Source organism: Clostridium bornimense, from assembly GCF_000577895.1.
Taxonomy (GTDB): domain Bacteria; phylum Bacillota; class Clostridia; order Clostridiales; family Clostridiaceae; genus Clostridium_AN; species Clostridium_AN bornimense.
Map to the genome: position 1 here is coordinate 1,450,874 of NZ_HG917868.1, position 16,615 is coordinate 1,467,488.

Below are 16,615 nucleotides of genomic sequence, written 5' to 3' on the forward strand. Positions count from 1 at the left end.
TCCTTAATAGTTAACCTTTACAAATAATTATATATTGTTTCCTATATTTTATAAAGTTATTTTATAAAATATACTATATAATAAATAAAAATCCCAAAATGCCGGTAATCTATTTGTTCACACCCGCACTCTAGCAGGTGGGTTTATCTCAAATTACTTCAGTCAACTTTCTGATACAAAGCTCCACTTCCATAATTATGTCGATAATCCCGGAATTAATCTGTAGGTTGAACAATTATAGATCCATCGAACATTTCAGGATTTATAAACAAATTATATCAAAGAAATATAAAAAATCAATACCTTTATCTATATTAATTAGTGTAAGTTAATTCCAATGAATACTTAATGTAGCTTAAATAGCTATATTCCGTCTTTCTTAACTTACATATTACTCCTAATTCCTCTTCAATTTCCTCTAATATTTCCGTCAAATTATCTTCAGCTAATTCTACAAGAAAGTTCTCTATTTCTTCATCATTTTCACAAAATGATTTTGAACTTGCAATCTCTACATCATCAAATTCATATATTATATTTATAATATTTTCTTCTTCACTTAAAATATCAACATTATTTTTTTCTAAAATCTCACATATATTATCTTTATTCATAGGTTTCTCCTTATTATATATATATTACTTTTTTCAATAAAAAAGTGATAACTCTTTCATAAGCTATCACTTTTATCTCTTACATTTTGTCATGATTACTTTTTATTATATCATAACATTGTTTAGCTAATTCATTTAATTGTTCTTTAGAATAATCTTTTATATATATAGGTTTGTCTATTACAAGCTTAACTTTTGCACTATTTAATCCATTTTTCTCTAATGCATTATAAGTTCCCTCTATAGTTAATGGAACTATTGGTACATCTTTAGCTTTTGTTGCAATCTTTAAACTACCTTTTTTGAATTCTGCTATTTCTCCACCTCTGCTTCTTGTACCTTCTGGGAATATAACCATTGAGTATCCTCTATTTAGCTCTTCAGCTGCTTCATTCATAGTCTTAATTGCTTCTCTTGGGTTTTCTCTATTTAAAAATTTACATCTTATTCTTTCCATCCACTTTCCTGCTATAGGCATTGTTTTAAGCTCCTGCTTAGCAATGAACCCTAAAGGTTTTTCAATTGATGCAAGAATAGTCATAATATCAAAATAGCTTTGATGGTTAGAAACAAAAAAACAATTTCCTTCTGGAAGATTTTCTTTTCCCTCTACAGTAATATCTACTCCGACAATTTTATTAAGTTGTTTTGCCCACTTATTTACTTCAGTATAGATATAATCTTCTATATCTTCACCATTTTTTAATCTCTTATCAACTCTAATACCTAAAAAATAAACTGATATCATTAAAAACGATAATCTAACATACTTTATTAATCTCATAATTATGTCCTTTCTTATTAAATTTATACTTGATTATACCTTTTTCTAACGTTTTTTTCAACATGACTAATTTATATATTATTTGTCTATAATTGCTACTATGAAGAAAGTTTACATTTTACTTTTGATTTTATTTCCATTTTTTATTAGTGATTCTGGAACTTTAGAACCAGAGCTATCAGTAACATTTTTCAATGTAGAATCTGCAGATTCAATACTTATAAAAGCGCCTGATACTACAATACTTATTGATGGAGGTGACGAAGATACAAAAAAATCTCTAGTATATTCTTTAAAAAAACGTGGAGTTAATTCAATAGATCACTTAATACTAACACATCCTCATAAAGATCATTTTGGAGGATTAGATGCTATAGTTACTAATTTTAAAATACACAATTTCTATACTTCTACAATTGACTCAGAAAACGAAGAATTTTTATCATTATTAGAACTTATTAAAAACAAATCAAATAAAACTTTCTTAATTAACTCCCCAACAAATCTTGACTTCTCAAATTATGCAAATATAAAAGTTCTATCACCTAAAAGTGATAACTATAACAATGATAATAATTTTTCTATAGTGATTAAAATTTCTTTTGAAAAATACACTTTTCTATTTATGGGTGATGCAGAAAAAGAAATCGAAAATCAACTTATTTCTGAAAATATTAATTGTAATTTTCTAAAAGTAGGTCATCATGGCAGTAATACTTCTTCTAGTGAAGATTTTGTAAAAAAAGTATCCCCAGACTTTTCTATTATTTCTGTAGGTAAATATAACAATTATAATCATCCTTCTAAAGCTACATTAGCTACTCTTAATAAATATACAGAGAAAAATATTTTTAGAACAGACATTAATGGCACTATAGATGTTATTATAAAGGACAATAAATGTATCATTAATACTGAAAAATAAATAAAGAGCTATTGCACAATATTAATTTATTGAGCAATAACTCTTTTTCTTACTCTAAATATGGATATACATCAGATGCATATGCTCTTAGTACCTCAGCAACACTCCAAGCTTGTGAATAACATCCCCTACTAGTAGATGGAAAGTCACCATCAAAAATTTCTGCTATACCATTAATACATCCATCTCTCATATGATCTTGGAATAAATAACACATTTCTTTAGCCTTTTCAATTGCCTCTTTAGAGTGATTATTAACCTTACAATATGCAGTAATAAACCCACCAATTAAATATGCCCAAGTAGTTCCCATATGATATGCACAATCTCTATCAATTAATTTTCCAATGTATTTCCCTTTATAATCTTTATCCATATATGAAAGACTTCTTAATCCATATGTATTATATAAATACTTATAAACTGTATCTACAACTTTCTTTTCTTTTTCATCATCTAATATAGAGAAAGGAAGTGCTACTGCCCATATTTGATTTGGACGTATTTTATCATCATATTCTTCAATAACATCATATAAACAATTTTTTTCTTCATTCCAAAACTTATCATTAAATGATTTTTTTACTTTTAAAACTAATTCAGAGTATATACTATACTCTTCACCAAACTCAATTGATAGCCTCTCCAATATATGTAATGCATTATACCATAATGCATTTATCTCTACTGGTTTTCCATGCCTTGGCGTTACAACTAAATCTCCTACTCGTACATCCATCCAAGTAACTTGATCCAATCCATCTCCAGCAAATATTAGCCCATCACTATCCATACCAATTGAAAAATCAGTATTAGTAGAATATGCCTTAAAAATTTCTATAAGCTTAGGATATATTTTTTCTCTAACAAAATCATAACTATCTGTGCTTTTAGAATATTTAAGATATTTATAAACAGCTTGAAAATACCACAAAGATGCATCTACTGTATTATATTCCGGTGGTGTGTTTTCTGCTGGAAATAAATTAGGTATCAATCCATTTTTAACATATCTCGCAAATGACTCTAAGATTTCCTCTGCCTCTTTAAATCTTTTAGGTACTAAAACTAATCCCTCAAAAGCAATCATAGTATCTCTTCCCCAATCAGTAAACCATGGATATCCAGCTAGAATAGTTTTTAAACCAGTACTATTTCTATTTACTATAAAATGATCTCCTGATTTTATAAGATTATTTATAAAATTATCATCATAACCAGCTTTTTCCACTATCTTTTCTACTCTATCTTTATATTCTTCTAATATAGTAAAACCATCTTTATCATCAATTTCTTCAATTGTACATTTTATATAAAATCTTTTCTTTTCAAATGACTTAAGTTTTATATTTATTTCATAAGGTGTAAAATGATTGTCTACTCCCAATGATCCTGTTCTATTATCAATCTTATAATAGTTATTTTCTTCAAATAAATAATTTGGAGTAGCCATTGTAGTAGGAATCAAACTCCTATCATAAAATTCACCCTCAGATATATAAAAGCTTATACTTAATTCTTCATTATCTTTAGGTGTCAATTTTAATATTCTATCTTTTAACTCCATATCAAATTTTAATTCTGATTTCTCACTAAGCTCACCAGCTTGTCTATAGTTAAACAATGGCACAATTTTTAATTTAGAATCTTCCATACCATTTTCAATTTCATAACATACTACAACAGTATTATGACCATATTCCATAGCTATGCTCTTTTTTATATATGTATCATCTACTCTATAAGTGTATTCTGGAATAGTATCAAATGTAAATCTTTCCAAATATATTTGTCCATTTTTTGAGCTATTAACATATTGCTGTGAAGTTAAATCTATTATATTATTTCCAATCATTATTTCCTCTTGAGTTCTTGTGAAAAGAGATACTCTATTTACAGGTGGATTTAATGATGCAACAAGATAGCTATGAAATGCTGTAGCTCCTCCACCTATTATAGTGTTATTGGAATATCCCCCAATTCCATTTCCTATCATCCAAGAAAATTCATTTCCTTCTTCAATAGTTCTCCAACTTGATTTCCCTAATTCATATATTTTTTCCATAACGCCCTCTCTTTTATACAACATTTAATGAAAATGATTACGTAAATTATTATATCATTTATCTATACTGTTAACCACCATTAAATTACATATAAAAAAAGAGATTAGTAAAATACTAATCTCTTTTGGCTCCGTAGAGAGGGCTCGAACCTCCAACCTGTCGGTTAACAGCCGAATGCTCCACCATTGAGCTACTACGGATCATTACCTGGCAACATCCTACTCTCCCACACAGTCTCCCGTGCAGTACCATCGGCCCTCTGAGGCTTAACCATCGTGTTCGGTATGGGAACGGGTGTATCCCTTAGAGGCATCATCACCAGATTTGAAAGATATTGTTCTTTCAAAATTGCATGCTACAATAAACTTTTTTATATACATTGGACAAGCCCTCGACCTATTAGTATCAGTCAGCTAAATATGTTACCACACTTACACCTCTGACCTATCAACCTGGTAGTCTTCCAGGGGTCTTACTGACTTAACGTCATGGGAAATCTTATCTTGAGGTGGGCTTCACGCTTAGATGCTTTCAGCGTTTATCCCTTCCCGACATAGCTACCCAGCTGTGCTCCTGGCGGAACAACTGGTACACCAGAGGTCAGTCCATCCCGGTCCTCTCGTACTAAGGACAGCTCCTCTCAAATTTCCTACGCCCGCGACGGATAGGGACCGAACTGTCTCACGACGTTCTGAACCCAGCTCGCGTGCCGCTTTAATGGGCGAACAGCCCAACCCTTGGGACCTACTACAGCCCCAGGATGCGACGAGCCGACATCGAGGTGCCAAACCTCCCCGTCGATGTGGACTCTTGGGGGAGATCAGCCTGTTATCCCCGAGGTAGCTTTTATCCGTTGAGCGATGGCCCTCCCACGAGGAACCACCGGATCACTAAGCCCGACTTTCGTCCCTGCTCCACTTGTAAGTGTCGCAGTCAGGCTCCCTTCTGCCTTTGCACTCTTCGAACGATTTCCGACCGTTCTGAGGGAACCTTTGGGCGCCTCCGTTACTTTTTAGGAGGCGACCGCCCCAGTCAAACTGCCCACCTAACAATGTCCCGTGACCTGATTCAAGGCCTCCGGTTAGAAATTCAGTACTGTCAGGGTGGTATCCCAAGGATGACTCCACACAGGCTGACGCCCATGCTTCCTAGTCTCCCACCTATCCTGTACAGACAATACCAAATCTCAATGCTAAGCTACAGTAAAGCTCTACGGGGTCTTTCCGTCCAATCGCGGGTAACCAGCATCTTCACTGGTACTACAATTTCGCCGGATTTGCAGTTGAGACAGTGCCCAAATCATTACGCCATTCGTGCGGGTCGGAACTTACCCGACAAGGAATTTCGCTACCTTAGGACCGTTATAGTTACGGCCGCCGTTTACTGGGGCTTAAGTTCACACCTTCGCTTGCGCTAAGTGATCCCCTTAACCTTCCAGCACCGGGCAGGCGTCAGCCCCTATACATCAGCTTTCGCTTTAGCAGAGACCTGTGTTTTTGCTAAACAGTTGCTTGGGCCTATTCTCTGCGGCCTACATTTCTGTAGGCACCCCTTCTCCCGAAGTTACGGGGTCAATTTGCCGAGTTCCTTAACTGCAATTCTTCCGCTGGCCTTAGGATTCTCTCCTCATCTACCTGTGTCGGTTTGCGGTACGGGTACCAAACTCCTCCCTAGAAGCTTTTCTTGGCAGCGTGGAATCAGGTACTTCGCTCATACGAGCTCCCCATCACACCTCAACTTAGTCTCCGGATTTGCCTAGAGACATGTCTAAGTGCTTAGACAGACATCCAATAGTCTGCACACCCTATCCTCCTGCGTCACTCCATTGGTAATAACGTCATTTGGTAGTATCGGAATATCAACCGATTGTCCATCACCTACGCCTTTCGGCCTCGGCTTAGGTCCCGACTAACCCTGGGCGGACGAGCCTTCCCCAGGAAACCTTAGATTTTCGGCCATTGAGATTCTCACTCAATTCTCGCTACTTATGCCAACATTCTCACTCCTGTACAGTCCACCGCTCCTTTCGGTACGACTTCAGCCCATACAGGAAGCTCCTCTACCACTCCGTTAGGAGTCCGTAGCTTCGGTAGTAGATTTTAGCCCCGGACATTTTCGGCGCAAGGTCTCTCGACTAGTGAGCTATTACGCACTCTTTAAATGAGTGGCTGCTTCTAAGCCAACATCCTAGTTGTCTTAGAAACCTCACATCCTTTACCACTTAATCTACATTTAGGGACCTTAGCTGACGGTCTGGGCTGTTTCCCTTTTGACTACGGATCTTATCATTCGCAGTCTGACTGCCTGGGTACAAGTGTATGGCATTCGGAGTTTGATAAGGTTCGGTAAGCCTCGCGGCCCCCTAGCCCATTCAGTGCTCTACCTCCATCACTTAATTTACCAGACGCTAGCCCTAAAGCTATTTCGAGGAGAACCAGCTATCTCCGAGTTCGATTGGAATTTCTCCGCTATCCACAGCTCATCCCATGGTTTTTCAACACCAACGTGGTTCGGTCCTCCACGAGGTTTTACCCTCGCTTCAACCTGGCCATGGATAGGTCACCCGGTTTCGGGTCTACAGCATGCAACTAGTCGCCCTATTCAGACTTGGTTTCCCTTCGGCTACGTACCATAAGTACTTAACCTTGCTGCATACCGTAACTCGTTGGCTCGTTCTACAAAAAGCACGTCGTCACACACATAAGGTGCTTCGACCGGTTGTAGGCACAGGGTTTCAGGTTCTATTTCACTCCCCTCCCGGGGTTCTTTTCACCTTTCCCTCACGGTACTGCTTCACTATCGGTCACTAGGTAGTATTTAGCCTTGGGAGGTGGTCCTCCCTGCTTCCCACAAGGTTTCACGTGTCTCGTGGTACTCTGGATCAGTTCTGACTTTTTCGTTCTTTCGCCTACATGACTATTACATTCTGCGGTGCAACTTTCCAGTTGTCTTCGACTAGAATTCCAAAGTATTTATGAACTGTCCGCAACCCCAAGAGCAAGCTCTTGGTTTGGGCTCTTTCCGTTTCGCTCGCCGCTACTCAGAAAATCGATGTTTCTTTCTCTTCCTCCGGGTACTTAGATGTTTCAGTTCCCCGGGTTACCTTCCTTAAGCTATGTATTCACTTAAGGATACATGAGGTTTCTCATGTGGGTTTCCCCATTCGGAAATCTGTGGATCACGGCCTATGTGCGGCTACCCACAGCTTATCGCAGCTTATCACGTCCTTCATCGGCTCCTAGTGCCAAGGCATTCGCCCTGCGCCCTTTGTAGCTTGACCTATCATTTATTCTACTATAAACTGCGCATTACTTCGTCAGCTACGTCGCTCATTTCGTTCACATACAAAAGTATTGTTCACTCATTCGCTCCTTGCTTCCTCGTACTGCTTGTTTCTAGCGAATAAATCTATACAATCTTTACTAGATTAGTATAGGTATATAAATCAGTAAATCTATAATAGATTTTAAAGTCTTTATTGTAACTATGCAATTTTCAAAGAACAATCTGCTCTACTATAAGCTTCGCATTACTTCGTCAGCTACGTCACTCATTTCGCTCATATACATAAGTATTATTCGCTCATTCGTTCCTTGCTTCCTCGTACTGCTCGCTTCTAGCGAACATATAATTTTGAAAGATTCTATGATCTTTCAAAATTGAACAGAAGACATAAACCTTTTTGCTTAGGTTCTCCCTAAACATATATCCTTAGAAAGGAGGTGATCCAGCCGCAGGTTCTCCTACGGCTACCTTGTTACGACTTCACCCCAATCACTAATCCCACCTTCGGCCGCTGGCTCCTTGCGGTTACCTCACGGACTTCGGGTGTTACCAGCTCTCATGGTGTGACGGGCGGTGTGTACAAGGCCCGGGAACGTATTCACCGCGACATTCTGATTCGCGATTACTAGCAACTCCAACTTCATGTAGGCGAGTTGCAGCCTACAATCCGAACTGGGATGAGTTTTTGAGTTTTGCTCCACCTCACGGTTTTGCGTCTCTTTGTACTCACCATTGTAGCACGTGTGTAGCCCTAGACATAAGGGGCATGATGATTTGACGTCATCCCCACCTTCCTCCGCGTTAACCACGGCAGTCTTGCTAGAGTGCTCAACTTAATGGTAGCAACTAACAATAAGGGTTGCGCTCGTTGCGGGACTTAACCCAACATCTCACGACACGAGCTGACGACAACCATGCACCACCTGTCTTCCTGTCCCCGAAGGGACTTCCTCGATTAAGAGTAATTCAGGAGATGTCAAGTCTAGGTAAGGTTCTTCGCGTTGCTTCGAATTAAACCACATGCTCCGCTGCTTGTGCGGGCCCCCGTCAATTCCTTTGAGTTTTAATCTTGCGACCGTACTCCCCAGGCGGAATACTTAATGCGTTTGCGACGGCACGGAGGTCATGACAACCCCCACACCTAGTATTCATCGTTTACGGCGTGGACTACCAGGGTATCTAATCCTGTTTGCTCCCCACGCTTTCGAGCCTCAGCGTCAGTTATCGTCCAGTAAGTCGCCTTCGCCACCGGGGTTCTTCCTAATCTCTACGCATTTCACCGCTACACTAGGAATTCCACTTACCTCTCCGACACTCTAGACCTCCAGTTTGAAATGCAGCACCCAAGTTGAGCTCGGGTATTTCACATCTCACTTAAAGGTCCGCCTACGCTCCCTTTACGCCCAGTAAATCCGGACAACGCTTGCCACCTACGTATTACCGCGGCTGCTGGCACGTAGTTAGCCGTGGCTTCCTCCTTTGGTACCGTCATTATCGTCCCAAAAGACAGGGCTTTACGATCCGAAAACCTTCATCACCCACGCGGCGTTGCTGCATCAGGCTTTCGCCCATTGTGCAATATTCCCCACTGCTGCCTCCCGTAGGAGTCTGGACCGTGTCTCAGTTCCAATGTGGCCGATCACCCTCTCAGGTCGGCTACGCATCGTCGCCTTGGTGAGCCGTTACCTCACCAACTAGCTAATGCGCCGCGGGTCCATCTTATAGCGGATTGCTCCTTTAAAGCTAAAGCCATGCGACTTCTACTTCTTATGCGGTATTAATCTTCCTTTCGGAAGGCTATCCCCCTCTATAAGGCAGGTTACCCACGTGTTACTCACCCGTCCGCCGCTAACTCCACTCCCGAAGGAGCTTTGTTCGCTCGACTTGCATGTGTTAAGCACGCCGCCAGCGTTCGTCCTGAGCCAGGATCAAACTCTCAATTTAAAAAGTTCCTTCGAATTAATTAATAATTCTGTATTAGTATTCTACTATAAACTACGCATTACTGCGTCAGCGTCGTCGTTCACTCGTTCACATACAAAGTATAGTTCACTCATTCACTCCTAGCTTCCTTGTCCTGCTCGTTTCTAGCGAATAGGAAACTCTTGCAAGTTTGATTACTAGCTTAGTACTAGTTTGCTGACATTTTATTCTACTATTAACTGCGCATTGCTTCGTCATCTACAAAACTCATTCGTTTTTTGCTTCCTCGCCCTGCTTGTTCCTAGCGAATAAATTATATAATGTCAATTTAAAGAATTAACTGGTTATATGTTTCTTCTGTTCAATTTTCAAAGATCATATTCTATCAATGTCACTACTCCGTCGCAGCGACATTGACTATTATATATTTATATTTTAAATTAAATTTATATATATTTGAGCATTATTTGAAATTATAATTATTTTTCTCGCTTTTTCTTAATTTTATAGTTATATTTCATTATTGATACACTTGGCATAGTTTTTTATTATTTTAATATTTAACCTTAAATTTATAAAAGAAGTATTATAGAATAGATAAAACTATCTTATAATACTTCTTCCTAAAATCATATATTTATATTAATCTCCAAAACATATACCTATACTTCTTGCAGTTCTTACTAACTCACCATCAGGATCTACATTTTTAGTTTCTCCGATGACATTTTCTAAAGATTCATATGAAATATTATTTCCTTTCAATGTTACCATTGAACCATATTTTTCTTCATTTATTAAATCTGCCGCTGCTACACCATATCTAGTTGATAATATTCTATCATAAGTACAAGTATTACCACCTCTTTGTATATGACCTAATACAGTAGCTCTAACTTCATGATTTACTATCCTTTCTAAATCCTCTGCTAACTTATTACCTATTCCACCTAATCTAATAGGATCGGGGCTATCTTCAACAATTTTGGCAATAACTACATCACCATTTTTAGGTTTTGCACCTTCTGCTACAACTATAATAGTGAATTTTTTTCCTTCTTCTTCTCTTGCTCTAACCTTTTCAGCTATTTTTTCTATATCATATGGTATTTCAGGTATCAATATAACATCAGCAGATCCTGCAATTCCAGCTTCTAGTGAAATCCAACCTGCTCCTCTTCCCATAACTTCCAAGATCATTACTCTATGATGTGATTCAGCTGTAGTATGTAATCTATCTAACGCTTCTGTTGCTATATCTATAGCTGTATTAAATCCGAAGGTTACATCAGTTGCGGCCAAATCATTATCTATTGTCTTTGGTACACCTATAACTTTTACTCCTTTTCTAGAAAAATCTCTTGCAGAAGTTAATGTTCCATCCCCTCCTATAACTACTAAAACATCAACTCCTTCTTTTTTCATATTCTCAACAGCTACATCAGACACGTCTTTCTTTACTATCTCTCCATTTTCTTCAACTGCATAATCAAACAAGTTATCTTTATTTGAACTATATAATATAGTTCCGCCCCTATGAAGTATTCCTGATACTGTTTCATTTGTTAATTTAATAAATTCGTTATTGTATAATCCCCTGTAACCAAATGTATATCCAATAACTTCATATCCATATTTTCCAATAGCAGCTTTTGTTAATCCCCTTATTACTGCATTTAGTCCTGGACAATCTCCTCCACCTGTTAAAACACCTATTTTTTTTATTTTTCTTTCCATATACATCCCTCCAAACCCCTTCTGGATATATTATACAATATATTTAGAAAATTTAAAATATTATATTTAATCCGAAAATTTAATTTAATATACTTTATTACTAAGATTTACTTATAACTATTTAGCTTTTCATCATTAAAAATTTTTATATTATATTAAAAAAGCCAGAAATCAATACAACTATAGCAAAACAAAATCTATATATAGCAAAAGGCTTCATAGAATTCTTTTTCAAATATCCAATAAATTTATCAATAACTATTATTGCCACTATAAAAGCTACTAAAAAAGCAGTTCCAAGGGCTAATAATTCTGATGTTGTAAGAGCTGTTAATCCTCCTATGCCAAATAACTTTATAGTTGTCATCCCAAACATAACTGGTATTGCTAAAAAAAATGAAAACTCAGCTGCAGCTACAGTAGATAATCCAGCTACCCAAGCTCCTATAATTGTTGATGCAGATCTACTCATCCCAGGAACTATAGACAAGCATTGAAAAATTCCAATTATTAGAGCTTGCTTATAGGTCACTTCAAATATACTATTTGTTCTATTATTTTTTAAATCTCTATATTTTTTCTCAAATACTATCATAGCAATTCCGCCTAAAACTAAAGTCAACGCTACTACTCTAGAATTAAATAAATTTTTTTCTACCCAATCATCGAAAGGTAATACTAAAGCCGCACCAGGAATACATGCTAATGCAATAATAGACCAAAAATGTAATCCGCTTTCTTTATATGTACTATTTCCGCAAATATTTACGTTAGGAATAAAAGTTTTAATAGTATTCCATATTTTGTCCCAATATATTACTATCACAGAAAGTATTGCCCCAAGCTGTATTACCATATTAAACATATCTATAAATTCCTGTCTTACTCCATTGTTAAACTTTATAATCTCTCCAAATATAACAAGATGGCCTGTTGATGAAACTGGCAAAAATTCTGTTAACCCTTCTACTATTCCTAATAATGCAGCTTTTAAAATAAATAAAATTTCCACTTTTTCACCTCCTTATTTAACTTTTCTTAATTATATCTATAACATTGATAAATCAGATATTCTGTTTTCTCTAAAATATTTTTGAAAATATATATTCTTATTTTTGAAAAAATGATTATTTTCTTGCAATATTCTATAAATCTTTAATATTGTCTAATAAACTGATTTTTTGAACTTTATTGAAGTATTAATGACTTTGTACATGAAAGTTGTCCATGTTAATATTAGAATGACATTTTTTAAGGAGGCTAATTCTATATGTATCTTTCATTAAAGCGTTATTCGCTTTTAACCATCGGCTGTTTACTATATTCTATTTACGCTGCTGTTTTACTACAGCCTAATGATATTGGAACTGGAGGTCTTTTAGGTATATCGCTTATACTTAACAAATTATTCGGATTCAAAATAGGGCTATCTACTCTTCTTATAAATATCCCTCTTTTTATTCTTGGATTTAAATTGTTAGGTAAAAACTTCGCTATTAAAAGTGGTATAATTGTATTTCTCTCTTCAACATTAATAGATATAATTCCTACTATATTTGATGTAACACCACTTAAGGATAAGTTAACTGCGGCAATTTTCTGTGGTGTTGTATCCGGTGCAGCTATGTCATTTATTTTTATGGGAGGCGGTTCCACAGGTGGTTTAGATATATCAGGCAAAATCATAAGAAAGATTACTCCAAATTTTCCACTTTCAAATATATTATTGTGTCAGGATATTTTTATATATATAATTGTAGGTATAACTCTTGGGTTAGAATATGTTATGTATGCTATTATAATGAGTTTTATTCGTTCTAAAACTATAGAGACTGTACAAAAAACTTTTTCTGCTTCAAAACAATGTATGATAATTTGTGATGATCCAAAACCAATAATAAAAGCCATTTCTCAAAAGCTTGGAAGAGGTGTAACTATCTTAGATGCTGTTGGTGGATATTCTGATAACTCTAAAAAATTCATATATGTAGTTGTTCAAACTAACGAGTTGTCATCACTAAAATCTATTGTTTCATCAATAGATACCAAGGCTTTTATAACAATATCAGAAGTTGAACATATACATGGTAACTTTAAAGAGCACTCCTTATCTGTATAATAAGTGAGTGTTTTTACTTATTTACATTAACACTTACTAAACGCAATTTAATGTTTTTTTATACTTTTTTCGCGTATAATTTACAAATTTATTGTTTTTTATAAGTATTACTAGTAATGCAAAAGTAAATATGTTACAATTTAAAATTGATATATCCTATTCTATAAGATTAGAATTTGACTTTATTATATGAAATAATATACATGAGAGGAGTTGTCTTAAATAGGTATTAGAAATTTTTTATCAATAATCGCTGGTAAAATTACAATAACTTTAAATAAAGCTATATTTAAAGGAGGAACTAATTTTCCTGGTAAAATTGCAATGAAAATTAAAAAGGATATTCTTAAAACCGTTGCTAAAGATTATAATATTATAGTTGTTACAGGTACAAATGGTAAAACTACTACTACATCTATGATATATAATATTTTTAAAGAAAATGGTTCAAAGGTAATTACTAATGGTTCCGGTGCCAACTTAATTACAGGAATAGTTACTACCTTTATAAAAAATTATAAGTTTTTCTCTAAAAATGAAGGCTATGCTATTATTGAAGTTGACGAAGCAAATTTAAAATTTTTTACTGAATATGTGTCACCAAATATAATTACTATAACTAATTTATTTAGAGATCAATTAGACAGATATGGAGAAGTATATACTACTCTTAATATTCTTATTGATGCTATAAAAAAATCTCCATCGTCTAAACTTATTTTAAATGGAGATGAATCTTTATTAGGTGACTTAGATTTACCTAATGAAATATTATATTATGGATTCAACGAAGGTTTTAACTCAAATACAAAAATTGATATTAATGCAGATGCAAAGTTTTGTAAAAAATGTGGTGCTATGTATAAATACAACTTTATAACTTATAATCATCTAGGAAGTTATTATTGTGAGTCATGTGGTTTTTCACATCCAACATTAAAATATGGAGTTGATAAAGTTTTAGAAACAACACCATCCTACTCAGATGTATTAATTAATGATAAAAATTTAGTTATTAATCAACCTGGTAGTTACAATATTTATAATGGTATTTGTGCTTTAGCAGTAGCTATGGAGAATTCAATTTCTTTTGACGTATGTAGTAAATCATTAAGTAAAATACAAAGTGCTTTTGGTAGACAAGAATCCTTAAGTATTAATAATAAAGAAGTAAAAATTATTCTTGTAAAAAATCCTGCTGGATATAATGAAGCTATAAATACTGTAATGCTTGAAAATCAATTAATAACAGTAGGTTTTCTGCTTAATGATAATTATGCAGATGGTACAGACGTCTCTTGGATTTGGGATGTTAACTTTGAACAATTGTCTACATTAGATATTAGTTCTATTCTTGTAGGTGGTATAAGAGCTTATGATATGGCTATAAGATTAAAGATAGCTGGCATGAATGAGAATTCTTTTGTTCTTTGTGAGGACTATGATAAACTTCTTAATTCTATAAAAAATACTGAAAGTGATAAAGTATATCTACTTTGTACTTATACAGCTATGACTTCATTTAGAAAATATCTTCATGAAAAAAAATATATAAACAATTTATGGTAGGAGGATGTTATGGAAATTAATATATGTCACTTATATCCTGATTTATTGAACGTATATGGTGATTTAGGTAATATACTTATATTAAAGGACAGATGCCAAAAAAGAGATATATCTGTTAATATTCATAATATCTCTTTAAATGATGAATTTAACAGTGATGATTTTGATATAGTATTTTTCGGAGGCGGTCAAGATTTTGAACAATCTATTGTTTCTACAGACCTTAAAGAGAATAAGAGAAAAGAATTGATGAACTATATAGAAAAAGGTAAAGTATTACTTTCTATTTGTGGTGGTTATCAATTGCTTGGAAAGTACTATACTGCTCCAAATGGAGAAAAAATAGATGGATTAGATATACTAGATATTTATACTGAAGCTGGTAAAAAAAGATTTATTGGAAATACTATCATTGAAAACTCTAATTTTTCTGAAACATATGTAGGATTTGAAAATCACTCTGGTAGAACTTATTTAGGTGATGGATTATCTCCATTAGGCAAAGTAATTGAAGGTTATGGAAATAATGGTGAAGATGGCTATGAAGGATGTATTTATAAAAATACATATTGCACTTATTTCCACGGACCATTTCTTTCTAAGAACCCTGAAATGGCTGATAGATTGATTGCTACTGCTTTAGAATTAAAATATAACAAGGAGATAGAACTATCTCCTCTTGATGATTCTTTTGAATTAAAAGGTAAAGACTTTATCATAAATCGCATAAAATCTAAAAAAACTAATTCAGGAATATAGAGAGAAAAGACTATGGCAAGTCATTTGCCGTAGTCTTTTCTTTATTAAATTTATTTACTACACTTTTCCCCATAAGTAATTTAATTTCTTCTTCACTAATATCATCATCCATACACTTAAATTCATATCCTTCACTTTTAAAATACTCAATTACTTTTTCTAATCCAGCAGCTGCTGTTTTATTCATTCCTCCATCATGCATAAGTACAACAGCAGTATTAGAATCCTTATTATACTTTTTTACATTACATAATATTTCATTTGGTGATAACATACTATGAATAGCATCCTCTGCTGAAACATTCCAATCTACATAATAAAGCCCATGGCCAACTATATATTGTCGTATATCTCTAAATGCAGCTGTTTTTCTATATTTATTAGATGATCCTCCTGGAAATCTAACAAACTTTGTTTCTTGCCATCCATAGGACTTTAATGTTTCTTTGCACTTTTCATAGTCAGAACGATAATTATCTTGTGAGCCATATATCCAGTTTGAGTGTCTATAACAATGAATATGTACTGGATTTCCAGATTCTAATAATTCCTTCAATTCATTTTGAAAGTATTGAAATTGTTCTCCTACAACAAAAAATGTAGCTTTAATATTATGCTTTTTTAGCACTTCCAATACAGCTGGTGTATTTTTACTTGGTCCATCATCAAAAGTTAAATATACTACCTTTTTTTCACTCTCGCTCTCTATATTATCTTCTGCTAGAACATTGTTCATAGGATAAAAAAATGTTATAAATAAAAGTGCGATAGCTATAATTTTTTTCATTTAATCATCTCCAAAATTAAAAGTTTCTATTATAGTATCCCACTTTT

10 protein-coding genes, 1 tRNA gene, 3 rRNA genes and 1 other RNA gene are annotated in these 16,615 nt (G+C 34.6%); 4 read left to right on the forward strand and 11 right to left on the reverse strand.

What is annotated here, in order from left to right; translation table 11 throughout:
* Nucleotides 1–86: 86 nt before the first annotated feature.
* The 3 genes from ssrS to CM240_RS06425 form a co-directional block, all read right to left on the reverse strand.
* Nucleotides 87–265, reverse strand: a non-coding RNA gene (ssrS, locus tag CM240_RS17100) — 6S RNA.
* Nucleotides 266–314: 49 nt separating this feature from the next.
* The gene (locus CM240_RS06420) at nt 315–614 is read right to left on the reverse strand and encodes a hypothetical protein (protein WP_044037545.1); all 300 of its coding nucleotides are present in this window, start codon (nt 612–614) and stop codon (nt 315–317) included.
* A gap of 79 nt (nt 615–693) precedes the next feature.
* Nucleotides 694–1,398, reverse strand: a complete 705-nt coding sequence (locus CM240_RS06425) for a lysophospholipid acyltransferase family protein (protein WP_242838493.1) — start codon at nt 1,396–1,398, stop codon at nt 694–696.
* A gap of 100 nt (nt 1,399–1,498) precedes the next feature.
* On the opposite strand from CM240_RS06425, the gene CM240_RS06430 reads away from it, so the two are divergent.
* Nucleotides 1,499–2,323, forward strand: coding sequence for a ComEC/Rec2 family competence protein (locus CM240_RS06430; RefSeq protein WP_156930517.1), 825 nt, complete (start codon nt 1,499–1,501; stop codon nt 2,321–2,323).
* Nucleotides 2,324–2,372: 49 nt separating this feature from the next.
* Here CM240_RS06430 and CM240_RS06435 read toward each other — a convergent pair whose 3' ends face one another.
* From CM240_RS06435 to CM240_RS06465, 7 genes are all read right to left on the reverse strand, one after another.
* Nucleotides 2,373–4,388, reverse strand: a complete 2,016-nt coding sequence (locus tag CM240_RS06435; protein ID WP_044037546.1) for an amylo-alpha-1,6-glucosidase — start codon at nt 4,386–4,388, stop codon at nt 2,373–2,375.
* Nucleotides 4,389–4,514: 126 nt separating this feature from the next.
* A tRNA-Asn gene (locus tag CM240_RS06440) sits at nt 4,515–4,589 on the reverse strand.
* Nucleotides 4,590–4,594: 5 nt separating this feature from the next.
* A 5S ribosomal RNA gene (rrf, locus tag CM240_RS06445) occupies nt 4,595–4,712 on the reverse strand.
* Between the two features lie 56 nt (nt 4,713–4,768).
* Nucleotides 4,769–7,669, reverse strand: a 23S ribosomal RNA gene (locus CM240_RS06450).
* Nucleotides 7,670–8,104: 435 nt separating this feature from the next.
* Nucleotides 8,105–9,618 (reverse strand): 16S ribosomal RNA (locus CM240_RS06455).
* Together the 16S, 23S and 5S rRNA genes with 1 tRNA gene alongside form the textbook arrangement of a ribosomal RNA operon.
* Before the next feature lie 621 nt (nt 9,619–10,239).
* Complete coding sequence (locus tag CM240_RS06460) at nt 10,240–11,334, reverse strand: 6-phosphofructokinase (protein ID WP_044037548.1); 1,095 nt, start codon at nt 11,332–11,334, stop codon at nt 10,240–10,242.
* 145 nt (nt 11,335–11,479) lie between these two features.
* Nucleotides 11,480–12,340: an undecaprenyl-diphosphate phosphatase gene (locus tag CM240_RS06465; RefSeq protein WP_044039796.1), complete on the reverse strand. Its 861-nt coding sequence runs from the start codon at nt 12,338–12,340 to the stop codon at nt 11,480–11,482.
* Between the two features lie 264 nt (nt 12,341–12,604).
* Here CM240_RS06465 and CM240_RS06470 point away from each other — a divergent pair, with 264 nt between their 5' ends.
* The 3 genes from CM240_RS06470 (at nt 12,605) to CM240_RS06480 (ending at nt 15,781) form a co-directional block, all read left to right on the forward strand.
* On the forward strand, nt 12,605–13,453 hold the full coding sequence (locus tag CM240_RS06470; RefSeq protein WP_044037550.1) for a YitT family protein: 849 nt from the start codon (nt 12,605–12,607) through the stop codon (nt 13,451–13,453).
* A gap of 324 nt (nt 13,454–13,777) precedes the next feature.
* Nucleotides 13,778–15,022 (forward strand): Mur ligase family protein, encoded by a 1,245-nt coding sequence (locus CM240_RS06475; RefSeq protein WP_423219464.1) that lies wholly within the window; start codon nt 13,778–13,780, stop codon nt 15,020–15,022.
* A 9-nt stretch (nt 15,023–15,031) separates the two neighbouring features.
* On the forward strand, nt 15,032–15,781 hold the full coding sequence (locus tag CM240_RS06480) for a type 1 glutamine amidotransferase (protein ID WP_044037553.1): 750 nt from the start codon (nt 15,032–15,034) through the stop codon (nt 15,779–15,781).
* A 10-nt stretch (nt 15,782–15,791) separates the two neighbouring features.
* On the opposite strand, the gene CM240_RS06485 is transcribed toward CM240_RS06480, so the two are convergent.
* The gene (locus CM240_RS06485) at nt 15,792–16,568 is read right to left on the reverse strand and encodes a polysaccharide deacetylase family protein (RefSeq protein ID WP_051483732.1); all 777 of its coding nucleotides are present in this window, start codon (nt 16,566–16,568) and stop codon (nt 15,792–15,794) included.
* Between the last annotated feature and the right edge of the window lie 47 nt (nt 16,569–16,615).

Excerpts from the sequence above, each read along its gene's own strand:
- CM240_RS06420 (WP_044037545.1), bottom strand. The coding sequence starts at position 614 with ATGAATAAAGATAATATATGTGAGATTTTAGAAAAAAATAATGTTGAT.
- CM240_RS06425 (WP_242838493.1), bottom strand. The coding sequence starts at position 1,398 with ATGAGATTAATAAAGTATGTTAGATTATCGTTTTTAATGATATCAGTT.
- CM240_RS06430 (WP_156930517.1), top strand. The coding sequence starts at position 1,499 with ATGAAGAAAGTTTACATTTTACTTTTGATTTTATTTCCATTTTTTATT.
- CM240_RS06435 (WP_044037546.1), bottom strand. The coding sequence starts at position 4,388 with ATGGAAAAAATATATGAATTAGGGAAATCAAGTTGGAGAACTATTGAA.
- CM240_RS06460 (WP_044037548.1), bottom strand. The coding sequence starts at position 11,334 with ATGGAAAGAAAAATAAAAAAAATAGGTGTTTTAACAGGTGGAGGAGAT.
- CM240_RS06470 (WP_044037550.1), top strand. The coding sequence starts at position 12,605 with ATGTATCTTTCATTAAAGCGTTATTCGCTTTTAACCATCGGCTGTTTA.
- CM240_RS06475 (WP_423219464.1), top strand. The coding sequence starts at position 13,778 with ATGAAAATTAAAAAGGATATTCTTAAAACCGTTGCTAAAGATTATAAT.
- CM240_RS06480 (WP_044037553.1), top strand. The coding sequence starts at position 15,032 with ATGGAAATTAATATATGTCACTTATATCCTGATTTATTGAACGTATAT.
- CM240_RS06485 (WP_051483732.1), bottom strand. The coding sequence starts at position 16,568 with ATGAAAAAAATTATAGCTATCGCACTTTTATTTATAACATTTTTTTAT.